Genomic DNA, 19,713 nt, shown 5'->3' on the forward strand with positions numbered 1-19,713 from the left:
AAAAATATAACTCTAGTTTTTCTCCTAACAAGTTTTTATTTAAAATTCAATGTTGTATTCCAATTTAAGTTCCGTATCGTTTAGGTTCGAGGCCCCCTCTAGGCGAAACTGATCGCTGAGTCGATATTGCACCCCAAACTGGGGGGGATTGCCGCTGTTGAGAATCTCTAGCACGCTGAGGTTAATGCTGTTGCCTAGGCGGAAGGAGGCTTCCACACCGATGCCGATGCCGGCGGTGCTTTCTGAGGAGGTGTCGGTGGTGGGAAATACGCTAAAGGACTGTAGACCCAGGGTGTTGGCAACGTTGTTGCCCAAGTTGGCGAGGCTGCCCGCCCCTAAAAATTCGGCAAATTGGGTCAAATTGCCACTGGTTAACCCACCCACCACGTTGCTGCCCAACAGTGCTAATAATGTATCCTGGCTGCGGTCTGGATTGCTGGTTAGGGCCAAGCTATTGGCCAGGTCTCTGGCATTCCCTTTGGCCACGGCCTGCACATTGATATATTGCACATCCCCCACGGATTGTACGTTGGCGTTGTCGTCAATTTCGGCACTGGCAATCTCGCCGGAGGACGCGGGCACCCTGGTGACATCGGTCTCTTGCACCCTGGCGGTCATGACCACATCGACATAGGGGTTGAGCCCATTTTCGGGGATAAATATGGCGGTGTTGGGGGCATTGGGATCTAGGCGAAACTGGGTGGAAAATAGATTGATCCAGCCGGACTTGAGGTCAATGGCCCCCTTGGGTTTGAGGTCCGTTAAGCTGCCGTTTAGGGTAATGTCGCCCAGGGCTCTGATATTGAAGAGGGGCGGCCCCGCCACGGCGAGGCGATCGCTGAGGACAATGGCAAAATTGTCGAGGGTGACGTTGTCTAAAAATCCCTTGGGCTTAGCCACGGGTTTGGGGGCCAGGGGTTCTTCTCCGAGAAACTCTGCGCGATAGGGGTTGACCGTTTCAATATCTGTTGCGGTGGGCAATGGAATCGCACCGGCCTGGCGAAGTAATTCGGTGGCCCGAATCTGGCCATTGCCCACGGCGATGTTACCGCCAATCACAGGGGTAAACACCGAACCAGTGACGGATATTTGGCCATCGAACACGGCCTTTAGGATGCCGCTATAGTCCACGGGTAGCTGATCTAGGGCAATGGCCAAGCCGTCGGCCCCGTTGTTTTGTTTAGCGCGTCTGGGCAATGGGCCCGTTTGCAACGGCTGACCAAAGGGAAAGATTGGCAACTGGCCCGCCACTTGGAGCTGGCCATCCCCTAAATTTGCCTGGAGTTTTTGAACGGCCAGCTGGGCTAAGTCAAATTGGATATTTCCATTTAAATTTGTGATGGGCCTGTCTAATAGGGGGCTGTTGACCACACCATTGCGCAGGCGAACATTACCTGCGATCGCAGGCTGGGCCAGGGTACCATTTACTTGCACAACAATATCGCCGCTGCCCTCTTGCCATTGCACCTGGTCCTGGGTGAGGGTATTAATCACATCAAAGCTGTCGTCGGGCACCACCGCCTTGATGTCCAGCCGATTGTTGCGGGGCTGTTCCATAAAGGGGAGGGCATAGGGAATGCGGCCCTTTAACGTAATCGGGGCATCTTCGGGGTTGACGGCAACTTCGCTGGCCACATTTAGGGTGGCGTTGCGATAGTTGAAGGTGGTCTCTAGGGGTTCTAGGAAATAGTTATTCACCTGCGGATCAACAATAATGGCTTCCCCCGCCACAATGGGGGCGGCCAAATTGCCGTCAAATTTAGTGTCCACATCTAATGTCCCCGCCACATCCACCGGCAGAGGGACAATGGACTGGGCCAGCTCGACGGGCAGATTTTTTACGTTGAGCTGCCCCGCTAACCGATCGAGGTCGCCCTTGCCGGAGAGTTTAATGATGGTCTCGCCAGCGGTAATTAACACGGGGTCAAACTTGACGTTGAGGGCCTGGACGTCGCCGCGCACTAGAAAATCGTTGGGCGGTGCGTAGGGCCCCCACCGCCAGCTATCGCCTTGGATATCGAACTGGGCTTTGACATCGTTGAGCAAAGGAGAATCCCCCGCCACGGCAATGGTGCCGGTAAAGCCGCCGGAGAGATCGGCCAGGGGGGGAATGACCAGCGGCCCATTGCCATCGTCAACGGGTTGGGGCCGATTTTCCATAAAGGCAACAAATGTCTCTAGCCTTTCTAGTAAGGACCCCGCGGGCAGCTGGGCGGGGGTGGTGGTTAAATCGGCCGCAGTGCCTTCGGGGCCGGTGGGGGGTTGCCCCTGTAGAGCGCTTAGGTCAAGCTGTGCCGCCAGTGCTACCAAATCCTCAATGCGGCCGTCCGCCACGGTGAGTTCTCCGGCATACTGCAGCTGGGGTACAACGGCGGCGCTGCCCGTGAGCAAATAGCGGCTGTTGTCTAGCAGCAGTTCCCCCTGGTCCAGGGTGGCGGTGTTGTCGCTGTAGCGAAAGGTGGCGGCAAACCGTTGGGCATCCACCGGATCTAGCCCCGGTTCAACAATGGTCACACCTCCCCTGGCGGTGGGGTTAGCAACGTCGGCCAGGTCGGCTTCGACACTGGCGTTTAACACCCCGGTGATGGCCCCAAACCCGGCGGCGGGGCGCAGGTTTAGTTTGTGGAGGGGGAGCTGCTCAATATCGGCATGGAACTGGCTGCCTTGGCCGTAGCCCTGGGCCACAAAGTCCTGGTTGCGCAGCTCAAAGGTGGTGGGCCAGAAGCGGTGATTGAGGGCTAGCTGCAATCGGTCTTGCTGGCCCTTGAGGTCCAAGCCCCCACCGTCTGCTAAGGAGAAGGCCACCGGCCCCGCCAGTGGTTCAAAGGCGAGATCGTTAAGGGCCAAGTTGTCGAGGCGGGCGTTGCCGGACAGTTGGAGATTGGCCAGGGGGCCGGTGAGCTGTCCGTTAAAGCTGGTGAGGCCCCCTAGCTGGCCATGGGCCTGCACCGTTGGGGGGGCAACCCGGTTGAAGGGGTGCAGGTCAAATTGTTGGAGGGCGACGTTGAGGTCGAGGGTGCCAATGGGAATGGGCTGGGTAAAATCGATGCCGATGGTGCCGTCGGCCTGGAGGCCGGGGGCGTTAAACGACTGAACGGCCACCTGGTCCCCCTGCCATTGGAAGGCGGTGGTCCAGTCGCCCCTTTGTAGCAGGGGCTGGTTGAGGGTGGGAATTTGCACCAGGGCATCTGCGATCGCAGCCCGGCCCTTCGCCTGTATGGTGGCCGGGTCAAAGGCATACAAATTGCCCGACGCATCCAGCTCCGCACTCAACAGCCCCTGGGCCTGGGGCGTAAACTGTTCCACCGGCACCTGGTCGGTGCGCACCGTTGCCTGCCAGTTGCCCCCCTCCAGTGCGGCCACCCCGTTGGCCGACACCGTGCCGCCAAACACCTGCAGCTGGGTGTTGTCTGCGGTGACCACATTGTCCGCCAGGGTAAGCGCCCCCTGCCCCGGAAAGCTGGAGTCCGATAGCTGCCACTGGGCCTTGGCGGTTTGGGTTTCTAGGGTGCCCGTTGCCGCTAGGTCCGCCCGGAGGGAGCCCACCACCATATCGGCGGGCAGCGTTACCCCGTAGAGCTGGGTAAATTCATCCACGGGCACATCGGCCTGGCCCGTCAGTTCAAATTCAGGATTTTGTAAATCGGTTAAATCCGCCTGCCCCTGGGCCACAATCACCCCCCCCGCGTCGGGCACCACCCGCAGTTCCGTCAGCTCAGCTTCCTTGAGCCTAAAGTCCGCTAGGGGCAGCACAAAATCGGCCCATACCGTGGCCAGGCTCAGCCTATCCACCTGGAGCGGTGCAACATTGGCCAGCCGCCCCCGCACCTGGGGAGCCGTCACCTCCCCAGTTACCCGGGTGGTTAAGTCAAAGGCCGTTGCTGTGTCTATCGGCAAATTTTCAGGTAGGTCAAGACTGGCTAGGGTTTGGACATCCCCCAGGGTGACGGCTGGAATTTTGGCTTTGAGGTCGTACCCCGCTTGCCAGTCCACGGTGCCCTCTGCCCCCAGGGCCACCTCCCCCAGCTGCAGGTTGGTATCTTCCAGGGTGACCCGCTGCCCCTGAAACCGTAGCTGGCTGCGAATATTGCGCACCGGCTCCGGCAGGTCCCTCACCAGCACCTGGCCATCGCGAAATTGGGCCGTCCCCTGCACGTCAACCGAAGATTCATCCAGTTTGCCGTCGTTCAGGGCCGCCGCCACGGTCAAATTGCTGCTCAGGGTGCCTGCACTTAACCCCATTAGGGGCGGTAGCAGCGCATTGACCCCGGTGGTGGGTAGCTGCTGCAGGCGCACATTGGCCTTCACCGCCTGCTGTGCTAGATTGCCTTCGCCTTTGATATCAAAGCTGCCCCCCTCCAGCTGCCCCGCCAGGTCAAAATACAATTGCTGGGATGCTTCCCCTGAAAACTTGGCGGTCAGGTCGGCCTCGCTCACCTCTAGGGGTTCGGGGGGGACCAAGGGGTTGGGGCCTTGGGCTATCGGCGCCACCCGGAGGCGAGCGTCCTGGACTTTGATGGTCTGAAGTTCGATGGTGATTGGGTTTTTGTCGTCCGACGATTCTGGAATGGAGAGGTCAAACCACTGTCTGTCCTGGTTTTGCACCAGGGATACATCGGGGCGCACTAAAACAATGTGGGGTTTTAGGGTTTGCTGAAAGATTAGCGATCGCAGATCAAAATTCACCGCCACCCGATCCACCCTCACCGACGAATCATCCGTTGCCGTCGCCGGAATCAGGGTTTCACCTAACTGAACGCCCGTCAGCGACAGCTGTTCCAGCTCGCCCAACTCAATCGGGCGGTCAACGGCATCCGTAATTTTGGCCTCCACCAACGGCAAAAGTTTGCCATTGATCACCCGCTTCCCCCCAACCGCTACAGCAATACTACCCAACGCAATCACCACCCCCAATCCGGCACCAACCTTGAGTAATAACCCCCAATGGGAAGGGCGTGGGGGCTGTTCGGAAGGCGTCAAATCAGACGAATTCGACATAGTTGCACGGAGTTAAAAGGCCAAATAAAGCGCAGGGGCGTTTAATCGTTATATAACGAAATTAAACCCCTAAACTGTCTTTTCAATGACTCCGCTGCTATTTGTTGCTGGGCCTATCTGCCCCTAATCCACTAGCCCCCAGGGGCACCAAATTTTTGGGTGGCCCGTTTTACAAATCGGTTAGTCTTAACCCACAAACTTGGTGACGACAGCTGCGCGGGCCGTTGCTCTGGGTGTTTCAGGAAGCGATAGTGCAAAAACACATCCCGGTAATAGATATCCACATCTTCTCCCAGACACAGCCGATTAAAATCAGTCGACGAATAGCCCATGTAGTGGATTCGATGAATCGGCTTGCCCCCATCCTGGTTGTACAGCACGTTATCTCTGACCACAAAGGGGTCCGAATTCGCACAGTTGCCCGTGCGCTCTTGGGCATTGGGGCTCTGGGTAAAATTAAACTGGGGACGCCCCAGCTTCAGGGTCATATAGTTAAACAAAAAAGCATCGTCCCACCAGCCCTGTCCATTCACCCAGGCCGCTTCCCCCTGTTCAACCATGCACCGTTGCAGCGTGGTGATGGCATCAACGCTAAACAGCTCTCGCTTCGCTCCAAAAAAGCTAGAACAGTGCAGCAGGGACCGCAGTTCATCCGCCGTAAACGCACTAGCGGCTTCCACTACCGCGAAATCCAAAGCCGCATGGTAGTCCGCCTTTTTATGCTCCCAATCATCAAATACAAAATCATAGGAGTCCAGGCGATGGATTACATCGTCCACCGGCTTCATCGCCAGACTGTCCCCATCAAAAAAGATAAATCGTTCAAAGGGACCGTCAAACGCAACAAACTTTCGGTGCAGCTTGCCACCATACCAGCGGGGATGAGACCGCTTAGTTTGGTTGGCCATGGGATGAGCGGCGACAAATGTTTGGGCAAAGGTTTCCCAGCGTTCAATGGAGGCCGGATTATCCAGCAGTCTGACATGCGGTCTGGTGCTAATTTCTTCCCTTACCCGGCTAAGGCGGTGGTCAAAGGGAATAACGCACACCGGCACATCAGCCCCCACATTGGCTTCAATGCTATTGAGCAGGGCCACTAACTGGTCATAGATGGCGTCATTGGCCAGGGTATAAATTCCAAAGCTTTCTGCCATCACCACCGCACAATCGAATAAGCACACCCTAATCAGGTTGCCCTAGCTTTCACCCAAGGAATCCTTGGCATCAGAAAAAAGGCATCGCTGAACATTAATAACGATTTTATACGTCAGTTGCCAACTGCTATTTTTTAATTTGTTTCATCGCCTCCGTCGGTTGGCCTAATTAGGCCTCAGATTATGAAATCAATGCAACAAAAACTGTTGCTAAGGCAAAAGCTAACAGATTCTAGACCCAATTTTTTAAGCTGCAATAAAGCGTCTGACTCCATTCAATGAAATTGCCCCTTCCAGGCAACACAACCAATTTTCACGGATTAGACTATAAAGCTACGTCTGTTTTCAGGGAGCGTTTTGATGGGTTCACCTTACATTGAACTAACTTCTTTACCTGATGCAATTAGCTTAGGACAGGCCACCACGCTAGATGTTCTGGTAAAAATTATACCGCCCCCATCAGATCGTCAACGACAACGACCTCGGCTGAATTTAGCAGTTGTGATTGACTGCTCTAGCTCCATGGCGTTCAAAGAGCGGTTGGTCTATGCCAAAGCGGCGGCTCGCCAAATTGTGCAGGAACTCACCCCCAGCGATCGCATTAGTATTCATACATTTGATCAGACGGCACAAACCCTGTTGCCCAGCACATTTTGCAGCCATAAATATGAGATCATCAACAAAATTCAAACGATTCGACTAGGCCAGGGGACAAACCTCCATGCCGGATGGATTGAAGGTGTGAATGAAGTCAACAAAAACAGCCAGTCCGATACCATCAATCGAGTGATTTTGCTCTCAGATGGTAGAACAAATCGGGGGATTACGAACCAGAAAACAATTGTTTCCCATGTTGAAAACCTGGCCCAATCTCGCATCAGCACAACAACAGTGGGTCTGGGCAACGACTTCAGCGACAACCTGCTAAAAACCATGGCCAGGGGCGGCGGCGGTAACTATTACCATCTTAATTCCCCCCATCATCTCCCTATAATCTTCAAAAAAGAAGTCCAGGCACTGGTGGCCACCTTCGGGCAGGCGGTAACCCTGGGTATTGAACCCCAGGGAGATGTGGACGTTGAAGATGTCCTCAATGATTTTGACCTCAACCCCCAGGGACGCTTCAAATTGCCAAATTTAGTGGCCGGATATCCGTTCAATGTGGTTGTTCAACTCAAGGTTGAGGCCCTTCACCAACAGACAGACCTTTGTTATTTTCGGCTGTCCTGGTGCGACGGTGAAACCACAGAATCGAAATCTCTACGGGTGCCCCTACGGTTGCCCATGGTCGCCCCCCCCACGCTCCAACGGGGGGCTAACAATCCCGAAGTTCAGCAACAGGTTGCCTTGATGCTAGGGGCCAGGGCCAAGAAGAAAGCCATTGAACTGGTCGACAGGGGCAATTACGAAGCCGCCCACGCCCAATTGCAATCGGCCCAAGCCTTAATCTTAAGGGCCCCCGCATCGTCCACCATGGAACTGGAAATAATCGCCCTGGAAAAGTTAGAAGCTGACCTACGGGAACGGCAGTTTCGCCAGCGTAGCCACCCCCAAGCCCATCCAGTGACGATCGGATTTGACCAAACCAAACTTCCCTGGTGCTGGAATAAATAACCAGCACCAGGAGGAATAGGAATTGGGAGTTCGGAATTAGGAGTTCGGAATATGTACTGTTTTTCCGACTTCCGGCTTCCGAACTCCCTTATGTCCAGGCAATCATCTTGCTCGGGAAACTGCGTTTGTTGCGTTTAGGCTACTGGAATAGCCAATGGCGGCTGTTCATAGCGCTGTACGGCCATGGGGCGCAGCTTTAACTCCACCAGAATAGGGTAGTGGCTGGGCCATGGCATCTGCTTTAGGACAGCATCAAAATGTTGCTTAAAGAACAGTCGTCGACAGGCATTTTTGCCTAGCAGCAGCAGCTGATGTCGCCGGCGTATCGTTTGGAACGAATGCTCGGTGTACAGTGCATTTAGTAGCTGATATTCGAAAGCGACAAAATTTTCGTCACTGTAGTTTGCAATCACGTCAGCTTTTTCCACCAGATCTTTGCCATACAGCTTCAGCATATAGCGCAAAATGGCTTGGGTCGCTCGATTGTTCTTTGCCGGCGTTGCCAAAAACTTCGGCAGTTGACTGCCACGACCGGCGGCTTGATAGTCTCCTAGCACCGTATAGGCACTGCCAACGGTGGGTTCAAAGTAAATTGGTTCAACCACCCTTAGGGTTCTTAAAATCTCTTGATACCAAGCATCTTTAACGGCACAATCCCCCAAGGTGAAATCTGTTCTAATGGTTTCCGTATCCCAAAACAGACCGCCATTGGATAGCCCTTCACAGAAAAAGAGAGACGCGTATAGCTCTAAGGGGCTGTAGATCCCCCGTTGGAACCATTTATCGCGGGTGGTTTCGCCGGTTGACTGGGATACCCCGTCCTCACCATCCATCCTGATTTCTTGGTTCCTCAATAAAATACTGACATTTTCGCGTTGTAGTATGTCAATATTTTCCTGGAGACAGCTGGGGAATAAATAATTATCATCCTCTAGTGAGCAAGCATATTTCCCGCCCAAAATATTCTGAGGATACAGCGCTAGATCAATATTCCTAGTGCCACCAATATTTTTAGGATGATGATAGTAAACAATTCTTTGGTCTTGCAGTTCCTCCACCACAGCCTCAGCTTCCTTATCCGGGGAGTTGTCTAAAACAACAGCCCTCCAAAATGGATAGGTCTGATTCTGGAGACTCTCCAGAGCTCTTTGTAGTGAATGGGGACGCCTATAGGTAGGAATTCTGATCTCACAAATAGGATAGTCCTGCTGATCTTTTGTCTGTATCATGACTATTTTCAAAGGAGAAATATCTGATCAGGGCGTAGATGACCGTTAGATGCGCTCCACAGCCTGTAACTTAAAAGGGTGCTGACAGGTTCTTAATATAAGACACTTGTCCCATAGGAGCCGTTAAGAAACTACTTCACGGTTTAATCCGAAAAGGCTTGTTCAGCCATAATTTCAGTGGACAAGACCACGATTTTAATTTTTAACCAGCCCATAGCCTGGAAGTAAGCTAAAGGCAACAGCGGTGTCTTATGAATATGTAATACACATAGTTAAGCGCTCTTGTACTCAAAAGTTGTTGACCAAAGAGTCATCTTTACCCTAATTTAATATTGCTTGGAATAACAATAAAGATAGCCTCAAAATGCAAAAAAATTCTGCGTAATTTCAGTCAATTAAACTCCAGAGGTGTTGGGGTAAGTCCATGGGGCTTAGGTAGAGGGTATTCAGTCATAGATAGGGTTTTGGGCTTTGAAAAGTATTGTTATTTACGATAGATCCGTAGATAAAGACATAGAAGTAAAACTTTAGTCGAAACTCTTTTAAACGTTGAGGAATGTTCGAAAAAATGTTCGTTCTGAACAAGTTTGAGAGTTTCTTCGTATGTCAAAGCTTTTTGAGAAAACCATTACGCCAGCCAATGCAGCTACCGACGATGCCGCCAAGAACACAGCTAGTTAGATCGAAGAAAGCCGAAGTTCTACCGGCTACGTAGTATTGAAATACTTCGGTGGCTAGGCCATAGAGCAGCAGAATCAAGCAGGTGGTGACCAGGTTTTTGACGACCGATGTGCTTGACTTGGATAACACTAAGAAAACCAGCAGCCCCAAGGGCAGGAAAATTATAAAATTACTTATAAAATCCTTAAGAAACCGTCGCTTTGGCGATAAAAACGAAGGCTTACCTTCATTTGTGTATACCCTTGGCACTTCCATGGCAACAGTCGGTTGCATTTGGCCTTCATCCTGAATCAAGCCATCTTGCCCATCCGAAAAGGTAAATGCTGTGACCGCATTCCTGCGCTGGGGACGCGCCTGGTAATGGTCAGCTACTTCTGTCGCTGACATCGGTCCCTGGTATAGGGTCAACTGTTCAATACGCCCCAGCCAGGGACGGTCTCCTGTGCGCTCATTGCCCAATAACAGTGGATAGTCAGCATCCCAGTTGGAAAAATCCCCGGTAAGGGCATCAGATTGTGCCTGAAGTTTTCCATTTACATAAATCTGACAGTTGGAAAAGTCATAGCTGACAACGACATGCTGCCGTTGTTTGGCGGTGAACACATTGGCGGCCGTAATGGGTTGGCTGATGCCGGTGGGATGGGTATGGGCGGTGCGCATGCGAAAGACTAAGTCATTGCCGTGTTGGCCTAAGCTAAAGTTGCGGTGCAATGGGTCCTGGGAATAGGTGATAATGCGCGCTGGGCCGAATTGGTTGTCTTTTGTAGAGGCTAACCAGGCTTCGATGGTTAACCCTTGGTCGAGCTGCTGGGGCAAATCATGGGGGGGAGTAATGCTTCTAACCAAGCCAGGTCGTTGAAATTCGAGGCTATGGTTATCTATATTTAATGCAGCACCATTAATACAGGTGCTGCAGGGGATAACAAATTTATAGGGCCAGAGAGCCAGGCCTAGAACAATGGCAGCATAAAGTGCTAAAAGAATGCGCATATTAGTTTATGTAGGATCGTTGCTGCAGATAGTCATAGCCCGATTTTGCAAGGCTCAGAAAAGGGCATTGCAAAATCGGTATGTTTTTTTGAACAAGATTCGTTGTTTTAACCGGCTGGTATTAACAGATCCGCTTGTGTGTGGGCGTTGAGCCATGGGCTACCCCAACAGCCCGATCATACTTTATTTTTGTTTTATGGCCATGCTACTGCCGCCGCTGTGTGCTAGGGTCATGGGAAAACGTTATTGTTGTTACAGTTAGGGGATTGCGGAAAAATAATGGCCCTGGTGGCGATGGGTGAAAGGGCCCGTGGCTGGATAGGCTGTTTACAGCCGTTTGCTATAAAACATGCGGTGGTGGTCGTTTTGAAAGTCTGGAATCTCACCCATTTTGGTAAAGCCTAGTTTTTCGTAAAAGCCGGGGGACTGAAAACTAAAGGTGTCCACGTCGATGCCTCGACAATGTCGTTGTCTGGCTAATGCTTCGACTACGGCCATTAGCTGGCTGCCTGCTCCCTGGTGTCGATAGTTTTCGGTGACCCAGAGGTTGCCAATGTGCAATCGGCCCCAGGTAACACATCCCTCTGTGCCACCAATAATGTCATCGGCCTCATTTTTGACGGTAAAGCAGAAGTAGTGATATTCATCGTCAATGAAGCGGTTGTTATAGGCGGTTAGGCTATCGCGCACATACTCCATGTCTGTTTTAGATGGATTGGCATCAACCGTTAAGGCCATTACTCGGTCACCCCTAAATCAGCATGGAAAAAGCAGGAGCCTGGGACCCCTGCTTAAGATATTGCCATACAGACTGCCGCTGGTGCAGAACCTTTAGGCCATTTGCCCTTTAGCAAGCCAGATCTGGGTATTCACTGGAGCCTGGGCCTGGGCTAGCATGGCTTGGAGGGTTTCCCCTTCTAATACATCTTCGGTCAACAATATCTGGGTCATTTGATCCAGCAGATCGCGGTTGAGCATGAGCACGGCCTTGGCCACCCCATGGGCCTGGTGGATGGACTGCTTCACCAATCGATCAATCTCGGCGGCTACTTCACCCCCCATGGGTCGGCGGGTGCGATCGCTACCGAGAAAGTCTGACTGGGTATTGGCAAAGGCGATGGGGCCTAGGTCGGGGGCCATGCCATATTGGGTGACGGCGCGCTCGGCTAGGTCTGTGGCTTTCTGGATGTCGTCGCTGGCCCCGGACGAGACTTTGCCAAAGACGACTTCTTCGGCGGCCCTACCCCCCAATAGGGTGGCCAGCTGTCCCCGCAGTTCGTCCTCTAGCATCAGGTAGCGGTCTTCCGCCGGGGTTTGCATGGTGTAGCCCAAGGCCCCCTTGCCCCGAGGCACAATGGAGATTTTGGCCACCTGGGTGGCACCGGGCATCAGGGCACCGACAATGGCATGGCCCACTTCGTGGTAGGCAACAGTTTGCCGCTCCATGGGCGATAGAATGCGCGATCGCAGCTCCAATCCCGCAATCACCCGCTCCATGGCCTCACGAATATCGGCCATCATCACCGCCTGCCGATTGTTACGGGCCGCCAGCAGTGCCGCTTCATTAATTAGGTTGGCCAGATCCGCCCCCACAAAGCCAGAGGTTTGGGTGGCAATGTCCCCCAGGTTCACATCTTCCGCCATCGACACCTGGCGGGCATGCACCCGCAGAATCTCCAACCGACCGTTGCGGTCCGGACGATCCACCAGCACCTGCCGGTCAAACCGGCCCGCCCGTTTTAGCGCCGGGTCCAAAATCTCCGGGCGGTTTGTGGCCCCAATTAAAATCACACCGCTGTTCTCATCAAAGCCATCCATTTCCGTCAGCAGTTGGTTCAGGGTTTGTTCCCGCTCGTCATTGCCGCTGTGGGGACCGCCGCCACCGCGAGACTTGCCAATGGCGTCCAGCTCATCAATAAACACAATACAGGGGGCCTGCTTTTTCGCCTTATTAAACAAGTCTCGCACCCGAGAGGCCCCCACCCCCACATACAGCTCCACAAATTCCGATGCCGCCACACTCAAAAAGGGCACATTGGCCTCGCCAGCCACCGCCTTGGCCAATAGGGTTTTGCCGGTTCCCGGTGGCCCCACCAGCAACACCCCCTTCGGCAGCTTGGCCCCAATCTGGCGATACTTCGCCCCATCCTGGAGAAAATCCACCACCTCTTTTAGTTCTTGTTTGGCCTCGTCCACCCCAGCCACATCGGCAAAGGTGACACCGGCCCGTTCGCCCCGCTTGGCCGCAGTTGGGGTGGGGCCATAGGTTCTCGCCTTGGTTTTACCCACCCCACTACCCGCCGGGCTATTTTTTAGCGCCCAGGCCAGGGTGCCCATCAACGCCCCAGTAGACAGCAACAACCCCATCAGCCCCGCCACCGCACTGGCATTGTCCGGGGGCGTCACCAGATCCACCTGGTGCTGACGCAGCATGCCCGGAATATCGTCCGTGTTGCCCGCCGGGCGATGGGTGTAAAAGCGCTTAAACCCAAACGTCGGTTTGAGCACATACTCAATCCGGTTCGGCCTCAAGGTCACTCGCTGCACCTTTTGCGCCTTTACCTGTTCCACAAACGTGCTGTAAGTAGCGTGGGAAATGGTTGCCGTCTTCATCGTTGTAGTCTCTTGCTGCGCTTTTCAACAATTTGATTATGGAAGACTCATCGGCCAAAAAAAAGATGAGATTACCCCACCTAAAGAGTCTTTCCTTTGCTAAAAAAACACCGCTATACGGTTCTCCTGGGCAATAGATTCGGTTTCCCGAAGTGATTAATCGATTTATTGCATAATTAACCTGTGGCACCGAACCAAGCTAGCGGTTTACCGATCCTGGAAAGTGAGGGATGATTTACGCAAATTGGCCTACAAAATATCTTTTTATCCAGCTCGGGTAGAGCTGGAATCGTTTAACAGGTGTAGAGGCCGAACTGCGTAAGCTTCCCGTGGTGGGCATTGCATGCAGTGTCCCACGGGAAGATGGGGGGGATCAACAATGCTCTTTGCGACGACGATCGATTTTATTTTTTGCAAAATTCAATACGGCAATATTTGTGCAACAAAATTAACACCCCCGATCCAGGGATCCGCAACTTAGCCCAAGCCACTACGTAAACCAACCTGTTGCACAACTGGCGGGAAACAAAAACAACACATTTTAGGAATAGTGTGGTGGAATATAGAAGAACGGTTTTGTAGTAGTCCATAGACAGAAGAGAAAACAACATGAGCATCTTCTTCTAAACAGAACGAGCACGTCTATTCCATCCACAGCCGGGAGATTTCACATGCCACGTACCAAACGTCGCAAAGCAAAGAAAAAGCAATGGCACGCGCAGCTACCAAAACCACTTCAATCAGTTTTGCACCGTTGGCCCATTAAAGAATGGCCCCCCAAAGAGCCCACCTGGGGTTTGGTGGGTGCCGGTTGGGGGCTGGCCGCCATCGGTTTGTTATTTATCATGGGCACAAGGTTTCAAGCCTCGGCCACCAATGGCAAATCGGACTGTCGCCGGATTGTTGAACCCAGCGTTGTCCTATCGCGTCAGGAACTGGCCGATTTACTCACCGTGCCTGAGCGGGCTGAACAAAGTAAGGTAAAAGCCATTGTGGCAGAGCCCTACTGCCAGCTGGCCGACCTAGAACTTCGGGACGGCATCAGCGCCCAGCGAGAAGCCTATCCCCTCGCCTTTGATCCCAAAACTTGGTTGGTTCTACTGTACGAAGGAAACGAATATGCCGGTTATGCCTTTAGCTTTCAGCAATAAATGTCGAGCACTGGTGGGGCTGCTGGCGTTGCTTAGTGTCGGCTGCAGCCGCGCCAGTGACCACACCCGCACCCTGACGCTGCACCAAAGTTGGCCCCTGGCGGTGGGTACCGAAGTGGCGGGCTACACCGTTAGCAGCGGTCTAGGGGACATTACCCTAAACCTGCGGGGCGACAATATCCACATGCCCTTCGACGGCACGGTCGAAGCCACCCCGGTGAACAAGTCTAACTGTGTGTTGGTGTCCAGTGGCGATGTGCCCGCCTATTTGTTTCGCCTGTGCGGTGTGCGGCAGGCACAGCTGGGTCACCACAGGGAAGGCAGCGCCATTGGCTCGGCGGGGCAGCTGGTGTTTTCCATGCTGCGGCGACAGCCGGACGGCACCTGGGCCATTGTGGAACCCTCGCCCAAGTTTGTTGAGCAAATGTTGGCCAGGTAGTAGAAGGAAACGTTATTAGCAATGTGCCGACAATCTCCTCCTCGGAGGGGTGCTCCTTGGGCGGGGTGGGTTGACCGTTAGTGCCATGGGGCGAAACCCACCCCGGAGCCCCTCCCAAGAGGGGATGGGAGATCTCAACTGGCTTAGGTTTTGGCTTTTCTTTTGATCATTTTTTGTGAGAGCCACGTTGGCTTCGACTCCGCTCAGCCAACATTACGTTCGCTATCAGAGTGATTTCGCGTTAGGAGACAACTCCCATGTACATCAAATCTGTTACGGAGCTGCTTTTTGGTATTGCCCTAACTTTAATTGCGCCCCTGGCGGCCCAGGCCAAACCGGTGGCGTTGGACTTTGGCCTGGACGCTGTTCCTGCCACAACGGTGGACCAGGGGCGTTTGGCCCAGCCTTCTGGGAATGTGGCCCTGACATTTGGTTTGCCCTCCCGAAGAGAGGCGGCATCGCTTTCTTTGTTGGGGGATATTGCTGACCATCCGTTGAACCAGCTATTTGCCGGGAATACGGTTTCGCTGGTGGCCAAGGCGGTGGGTAGTGCGGAGGGAACGCGCACGCCCAATGGTGGTTATACCAGTGCCTACTATGGCCATGTGGATCCGGGCAACGGGGTGTGGAACCTGGGTAGTTTTTCGTATCAGCATGGGGCAACGTCGCCCGCCGATGCGGATCGTAAGCAGCTAAGCCGACTACAGCGCCAGGCCTTGGCCCTGCGGAACCAGGCCAAGAAAAAACAAATTAAACTGACGCTGCTAGAGGAACTAAACGGCATTGACCTGGCCAACCAGGCACCGTTGGCAGCGTTGGATCGGGGCTATATTGACTGGCTCTTTGAGGCGAAGCAGCTGCCCATGAACGATGTGGAACGGATCCGCTGGGCGCGATCGCGGGCATTTATTGATCCAGATACGGGGTATTTAGATGCGCCGGGTTTGGGCAACAATATGGACTCGATCTATTGGGACCAGGCGCGGCGGTTGGGCCAGATTGAAAAGGCGCTGGGGCTGCACCAGTGGTAGGGGCCGAAAACTCTACCAGGACTTACGAGGCGGACTGCTTTTTGCGGTAGGCATACTGACCGTGGATATTGACGGAATAGGGAATGCCGTAGGTGAGCAGTCCGGCCAACCAGCGGCTGGGGGTCATTTTGCCATTGGCCAGGGCGGGACCGTGGTTAATGGTAAACAGAACGGTGCCGACGAAGAGAGCGACTTTAACAGCGCCAGGACGCAGGTCTCGGTCAGCAAGGGCGGAGAAATAGCCTTTCATGGTAGATGCGGTAACGATTTTTATTTAGATGCAATATTTAAAAATTAACATAAACCATAAAGTGTAGCGATGGCTACTGTTTTTAGTGCGATCGCTACACTTTATGGTTTAAATTTAGTAGTCTGCGGTTTTGGACTGGGACTGTTTAGGGGTTGGCTTTGGGGGGTAGGGCTGGGGGCGTTGCAGTAGGGGTTGGGGCTGCCAAAAAATGGGCAGCTACCTACTGACCTATCAGCTGCAATAGAATCTTTTTTGCAAAACAGCCAACTGTTTCGTTTGAAGTAACGTACAAAACCACAAGCTCTGGCCCCATGGCCCCACCCCCGGCACCTTGGGCTCCACTGGGCTCTGGATCAACCGCTTACTCAAATACCGCACATTATCGTGCAGACGGTATCCCGGCTTATTCTGTTGTTTGGCCCCCGCCAACAACAACGCCCGATTATAAAAAAGTTCAACAGCGCCCTAGCCTTGCGGGGGCGCATTCCCCACAGCATGGCCGCCAAGGCTCAATGGCAAACCCTACTCAAGGGAAAAGTCTGGCTCGGCATCAATCGATACGCGATTCCATTCTGGTTCGGGCATATTTTGGGTGGCTTCCCGCAGGGTGCTTTCCCAATATTTGCGAATCTTGGCCAAGTAGGGATCGCTGGACTGGAGCTGCACCCGATGGCGGATTTCGTAGCTGTCGGCCTCGTAGAGCACCATGTTGATGGGGGGACCGACGGAAATGTTGGACCGCATGGTGGAATCGATGGACAACAGGGCACATTTTGCGATCGCATCCAGCGAAGAATCATAGGTAATGGTGCGATCTAAAATCGGTTTGCCATACTTTGTTTCCCCAATTTGCAAAAAGGGCGTTTCCGGCGTGGCCTGGATGCAGTTGCCCTGGCTGTAGATCAGATACACCTCCGGCGGTTCTCCCGGCAGCTGCCCCCCCACCAAAAAGTTGCACTGAAACTTAATGCCATCCTGGTCGAGCCAGGTGCGATCTTCCTTTTGAATGTTGCGAATCTTTTGGCCAATGTAGCGGGCCACAGCATACATCGTAGAAATAGAATGGAGAGATTCACTCGCCCCCATTTTAATGTCTTGCCCCAGCTCGTGCACAACCGCCTGGGTCACCGATAAATTCCCCGAGGTGCAGGCCACCAGCACGCGCTCTCCGGGCAGGGAAAAGTCAAATAGCTTTTGGTAGGAAGAGATATAGTCCACCCCCGCATTGGTGCGAGAATCGGCGGCCAGCACCAGCCCTTCTTTTACCGATATACCTAAGCAATAGGTCACTAATTCACACTCCTCTAGCGGTGGGGATGAGTCACAGTGTAAGGGAATGGTTGGCGTTTTTGTAAATTTTGCTACCCCAGGGGGATGGCCTACCCAGGGCCGTTTATGGCCCCCTGGGCCACTGCCCTGTTTGTTTTTTTACCAGGCCCTACCGCTGGGCGGCCTGATGTTGAATCAGCTGTTGCACCTTAATCACCGCTCGGTTATATTCTGGCCCTTTGCGCTGGGGCATTTGGTCAAAGGCCCGTTGTTCATCTTCCACCATGGCCACATCCTGCTTCACCAACCCCACTAACAAACCCCGCGCCGCATTAAACAACCGGTTTTTTACAAATCGCCGAAATCGCACCGGCAGCTTGTGCAACCGATGAAATGCCCCCAGGGAAACAAAATGGACCAAATAGGCCCGGGTGTTTGTTTCGCCCACAGGGCAAAACAAACAGTAAATTTTAAAGTCTTTCCCCAGAACCGACTGCCAGTGGGGATAGACATAGCTAACGTCTAAATTGGTGGGGCGCAATTTGCGCATGGCTGGAATAAACAGCTGGCCCACGGAGTAAATTTTGTCGATTTTGTAGTAAGTCTCTGCCCTATAGTGGGCATCGACCCGCTGGGGGGTGGCCTCGAGGGTATTGAGAACGGGGTTGGCCCAGGCCTGGAGGTCGTCGTGTAGCCGCCCGTGGTACATGTCCATCAGGTTCTCGATCAAAAATGAGAAATGGGCCTGGGTGTCGATCACCGTGTAGGAGGCGATATAATTAAGCTGGTCCCATTCCGGTAGCCCCAACAGGGGGGTGTCATCCGCCAGGGCCGCATCCCCAGGAAACAGCCAAATAAATCCATCCTGTTCCCGCACCGGGTAGCATCGCAAACGACAGTTGGGCAGCTTTTGGTTGGCTTGCAAATAGGGAACGTCTACGCAGTTTCCGCTGTCATTAAATTGCCAGCCGTGATAAACACATTCAATGAGATCGCCCTGCACCTGACCGCGGCTTAGCTTTACCTGTCGGTGGGGACATCGGTCTTCCAGGGCACAAACAGTTTGGCGCGTGCGATACAAGACGATCTGCTGCTGCCACAGCACCACGGCCATGGGTTTATCGGTCAGTTCGCTGCTGTGGGCTACCACATACCAATGGTTGGGGTTAATCGGCGCCCGGCGAATGGCGTCCTGGGAATGTGGAGATTTGGGCGTAGTAACCGGAACGGTTGGAACCGTTGAAGTATCCATAGAGACATCAAGGGCTGGACTCACTAACCTACACCCTAGCGCGCCCCCACCCGTAGAGAAACTTAAAAATAGAAACTCCGAGGTCTGTACGATGCCCCCATCTTTATCAGAAACTCCCCGAGGTTCCACCCTAGGCCTAACCCTAGCCACCGCCATGGTGCTGCTGTCCACCGGCTGTCAGTCGTTGGAGGCCCCCAGTGCGATCGCGCCCGCCGACGCCCAATCTAGCAACGCCCAACTGTGGCAAAGCGACTTATCCCAGGCCGATTGGCAAACCAACTGGGAACCACGGGAAGATAAGTCCTGGGGCCGTGACAACATCGAAATCCTCCCCGACGGCCAGACCTTTGACCACATCCTGCGGGTCCACTACCCTACCGGTAGCGCCAGCCCGTCTGTCTCGCGCAACACCGATACCCCCCTGGGGGGAGCCCAGTTCTATAGCGATCTGTTTTTACCCGGCGAAGATCGGCTGCGGCTCACCTACCATGTGCGGTTTGCCGAGGACTTCAACTTTGTTAAAGGGGGCAAACTGCCGGGGCTATTTGGCGGCATCGGTGCCAGCGACGGCAACCGTGTGGACGGCACCGACGGATTTTCCACCCGCCTGATGTGGCGACAAAATGGCCAGGGGGAGGTCTACGCCCATTTACCCACCAGTCAAAACTATGGCACCTCCCTGGGCCTAGGCACCTGGCAATTTTTGCCCGGCACCTGGTATCGCATCGATCAGGAGGTGCGGCTCAACCATCCCAAACGGGCCGATGGTTACCTGCGGCTGTGGGTGAATGGCGACCTGGTGGTGAACCAGGCAGGGGTTGGTTTTCGCACGACCAGGTCCCTAAAAATTGACGGTATTTTCTTTTCCACGTTTTTTGGCGGCGGCGATAGCTCCTGGGCCACCCCCCAAGCCACCTACGTTGATTTCGCCGACTTTGCCATTAGTTCGGTGGCGAAATAACCTGGCTCCCTTGTTGCCACCGCTGCCCCAGTGCCTGACCAGGGGCTGAGACTGAACTCGCACAATGGCGCTGGCCTGGGA

General features: G+C 53.8%; 14 protein-coding genes. 5 read left to right on the plus strand and 9 right to left on the minus strand.

Going from position 1 to position 19,713, the window contains the following annotated elements; genetic code table 11:
* Positions 1-39 precede the first annotated feature (39 nt).
* Together IXB28_RS14795 and IXB28_RS14800 are read right to left on the minus strand one after the other, a co-directional pair.
* Positions 40-4,998 (minus strand): translocation/assembly module TamB domain-containing protein, encoded by a 4,959-nt coding sequence (locus IXB28_RS14795; protein WP_215619377.1) that lies wholly within the window; start codon positions 4,996-4,998, stop codon positions 40-42.
* A gap of 131 nt (positions 4,999-5,129) precedes the next feature.
* On the minus strand, positions 5,130-6,152 hold the full coding sequence (locus IXB28_RS14800) for an Npun_R2821/Npun_R2822 family protein (RefSeq protein WP_215619378.1): 1,023 nt from the start codon (positions 6,150-6,152) through the stop codon (positions 5,130-5,132).
* Between the two features lie 360 nt (positions 6,153-6,512).
* Between IXB28_RS14800 and IXB28_RS14805 the strand changes: the two genes are divergently transcribed.
* Positions 6,513-7,766 carry a vWA domain-containing protein gene (locus IXB28_RS14805; protein WP_215619379.1) on the plus strand — a complete coding sequence of 418 codons (1,254 nt, stop codon included), beginning with the start codon at positions 6,513-6,515 and terminating at the stop codon, positions 7,764-7,766.
* A 134-nt stretch (positions 7,767-7,900) separates the two neighbouring features.
* Here the strand turns inward: IXB28_RS14805 and IXB28_RS14810 are convergent, their stop codons facing one another.
* The 4 genes from IXB28_RS14810 to ftsH all read right to left on the minus strand — a co-directional run bounded on the left by IXB28_RS14810 (position 7,901) and on the right by ftsH (position 13,279).
* Positions 7,901-8,995 carry a glycosyltransferase family 2 protein gene (locus IXB28_RS14810; protein ID WP_215619380.1) on the minus strand — a complete coding sequence of 365 codons (1,095 nt, stop codon included), beginning with the start codon at positions 8,993-8,995 and terminating at the stop codon, positions 7,901-7,903.
* 606 nt (positions 8,996-9,601) lie between these two features.
* On the minus strand, positions 9,602-10,666 hold the full coding sequence (locus IXB28_RS14815; protein ID WP_215619381.1) for a VanZ family protein: 1,065 nt from the start codon (positions 10,664-10,666) through the stop codon (positions 9,602-9,604).
* Between the two features lie 327 nt (positions 10,667-10,993).
* Complete coding sequence (locus tag IXB28_RS14820; RefSeq protein WP_215619382.1) at positions 10,994-11,404, minus strand: GNAT family N-acetyltransferase; 411 nt, start codon at positions 11,402-11,404, stop codon at positions 10,994-10,996.
* Positions 11,405-11,497: 93 nt separating this feature from the next.
* Positions 11,498-13,279, minus strand: coding sequence for an ATP-dependent zinc metalloprotease FtsH (ftsH, locus tag IXB28_RS14825; protein WP_215619383.1), 1,782 nt, complete (start codon positions 13,277-13,279; stop codon positions 11,498-11,500).
* Positions 13,280-13,950: 671 nt separating this feature from the next.
* Here ftsH and IXB28_RS14830 point away from each other — a divergent pair.
* From IXB28_RS14830 to IXB28_RS14840, 3 genes are all read left to right on the plus strand, one after another.
* Positions 13,951-14,430 (plus strand): hypothetical protein, encoded by a 480-nt coding sequence (locus tag IXB28_RS14830; RefSeq protein WP_215619384.1) that lies wholly within the window; start codon positions 13,951-13,953, stop codon positions 14,428-14,430.
* A complete protein-coding gene (locus tag IXB28_RS14835; protein ID WP_215619385.1) occupies positions 14,408-14,869 on the plus strand; it encodes a hypothetical protein in 462 nt (153 codons plus the stop codon). Before IXB28_RS14830 ends, IXB28_RS14835 begins: the two co-directional genes overlap by 23 nt.
* Before the next feature lie 257 nt (positions 14,870-15,126).
* Positions 15,127-15,900, plus strand: coding sequence for a hypothetical protein (locus IXB28_RS14840; RefSeq protein ID WP_246559809.1), 774 nt, complete (start codon positions 15,127-15,129; stop codon positions 15,898-15,900).
* 22 nt (positions 15,901-15,922) lie between these two features.
* Here the strand turns inward: IXB28_RS14840 and nrtS are convergent, their stop codons facing one another.
* The 3 genes from nrtS to IXB28_RS14855 form a co-directional block, all read right to left on the minus strand.
* The gene (nrtS, locus tag IXB28_RS14845; protein WP_215619386.1) at positions 15,923-16,150 is read right to left on the minus strand and encodes a nitrate/nitrite transporter NrtS; all 228 of its coding nucleotides are present in this window, start codon (positions 16,148-16,150) and stop codon (positions 15,923-15,925) included.
* 522 nt (positions 16,151-16,672) lie between these two features.
* Positions 16,673-17,440, minus strand: a complete 768-nt coding sequence (locus IXB28_RS14850) for a proteasome-type protease (protein ID WP_215619387.1) — start codon at positions 17,438-17,440, stop codon at positions 16,673-16,675.
* 148 nt (positions 17,441-17,588) lie between these two features.
* Entirely contained in the window at positions 17,589-18,671 is a 1,083-nt protein-coding gene (locus IXB28_RS14855) for an aromatic ring-hydroxylating dioxygenase subunit alpha (RefSeq protein WP_215619444.1), read from the minus strand.
* A 91-nt stretch (positions 18,672-18,762) separates the two neighbouring features.
* Between IXB28_RS14855 and IXB28_RS14860 the strand changes: the two genes are divergently transcribed.
* Complete coding sequence (locus IXB28_RS14860) at positions 18,763-19,632, plus strand: polysaccharide lyase (RefSeq protein WP_215619388.1); 870 nt, start codon at positions 18,763-18,765, stop codon at positions 19,630-19,632.
* The last annotated feature ends 81 nt before the right edge of the window (positions 19,633-19,713 follow it).

Origin of the sequence: Leptothoe kymatousa TAU-MAC 1615 (assembly GCF_018739865.1) — a bacterium.
In the GTDB taxonomy this organism is placed as follows: Bacteria; Cyanobacteriota; Cyanobacteriia; order Phormidesmidales; family Phormidesmidaceae; genus Leptothoe; species Leptothoe kymatousa.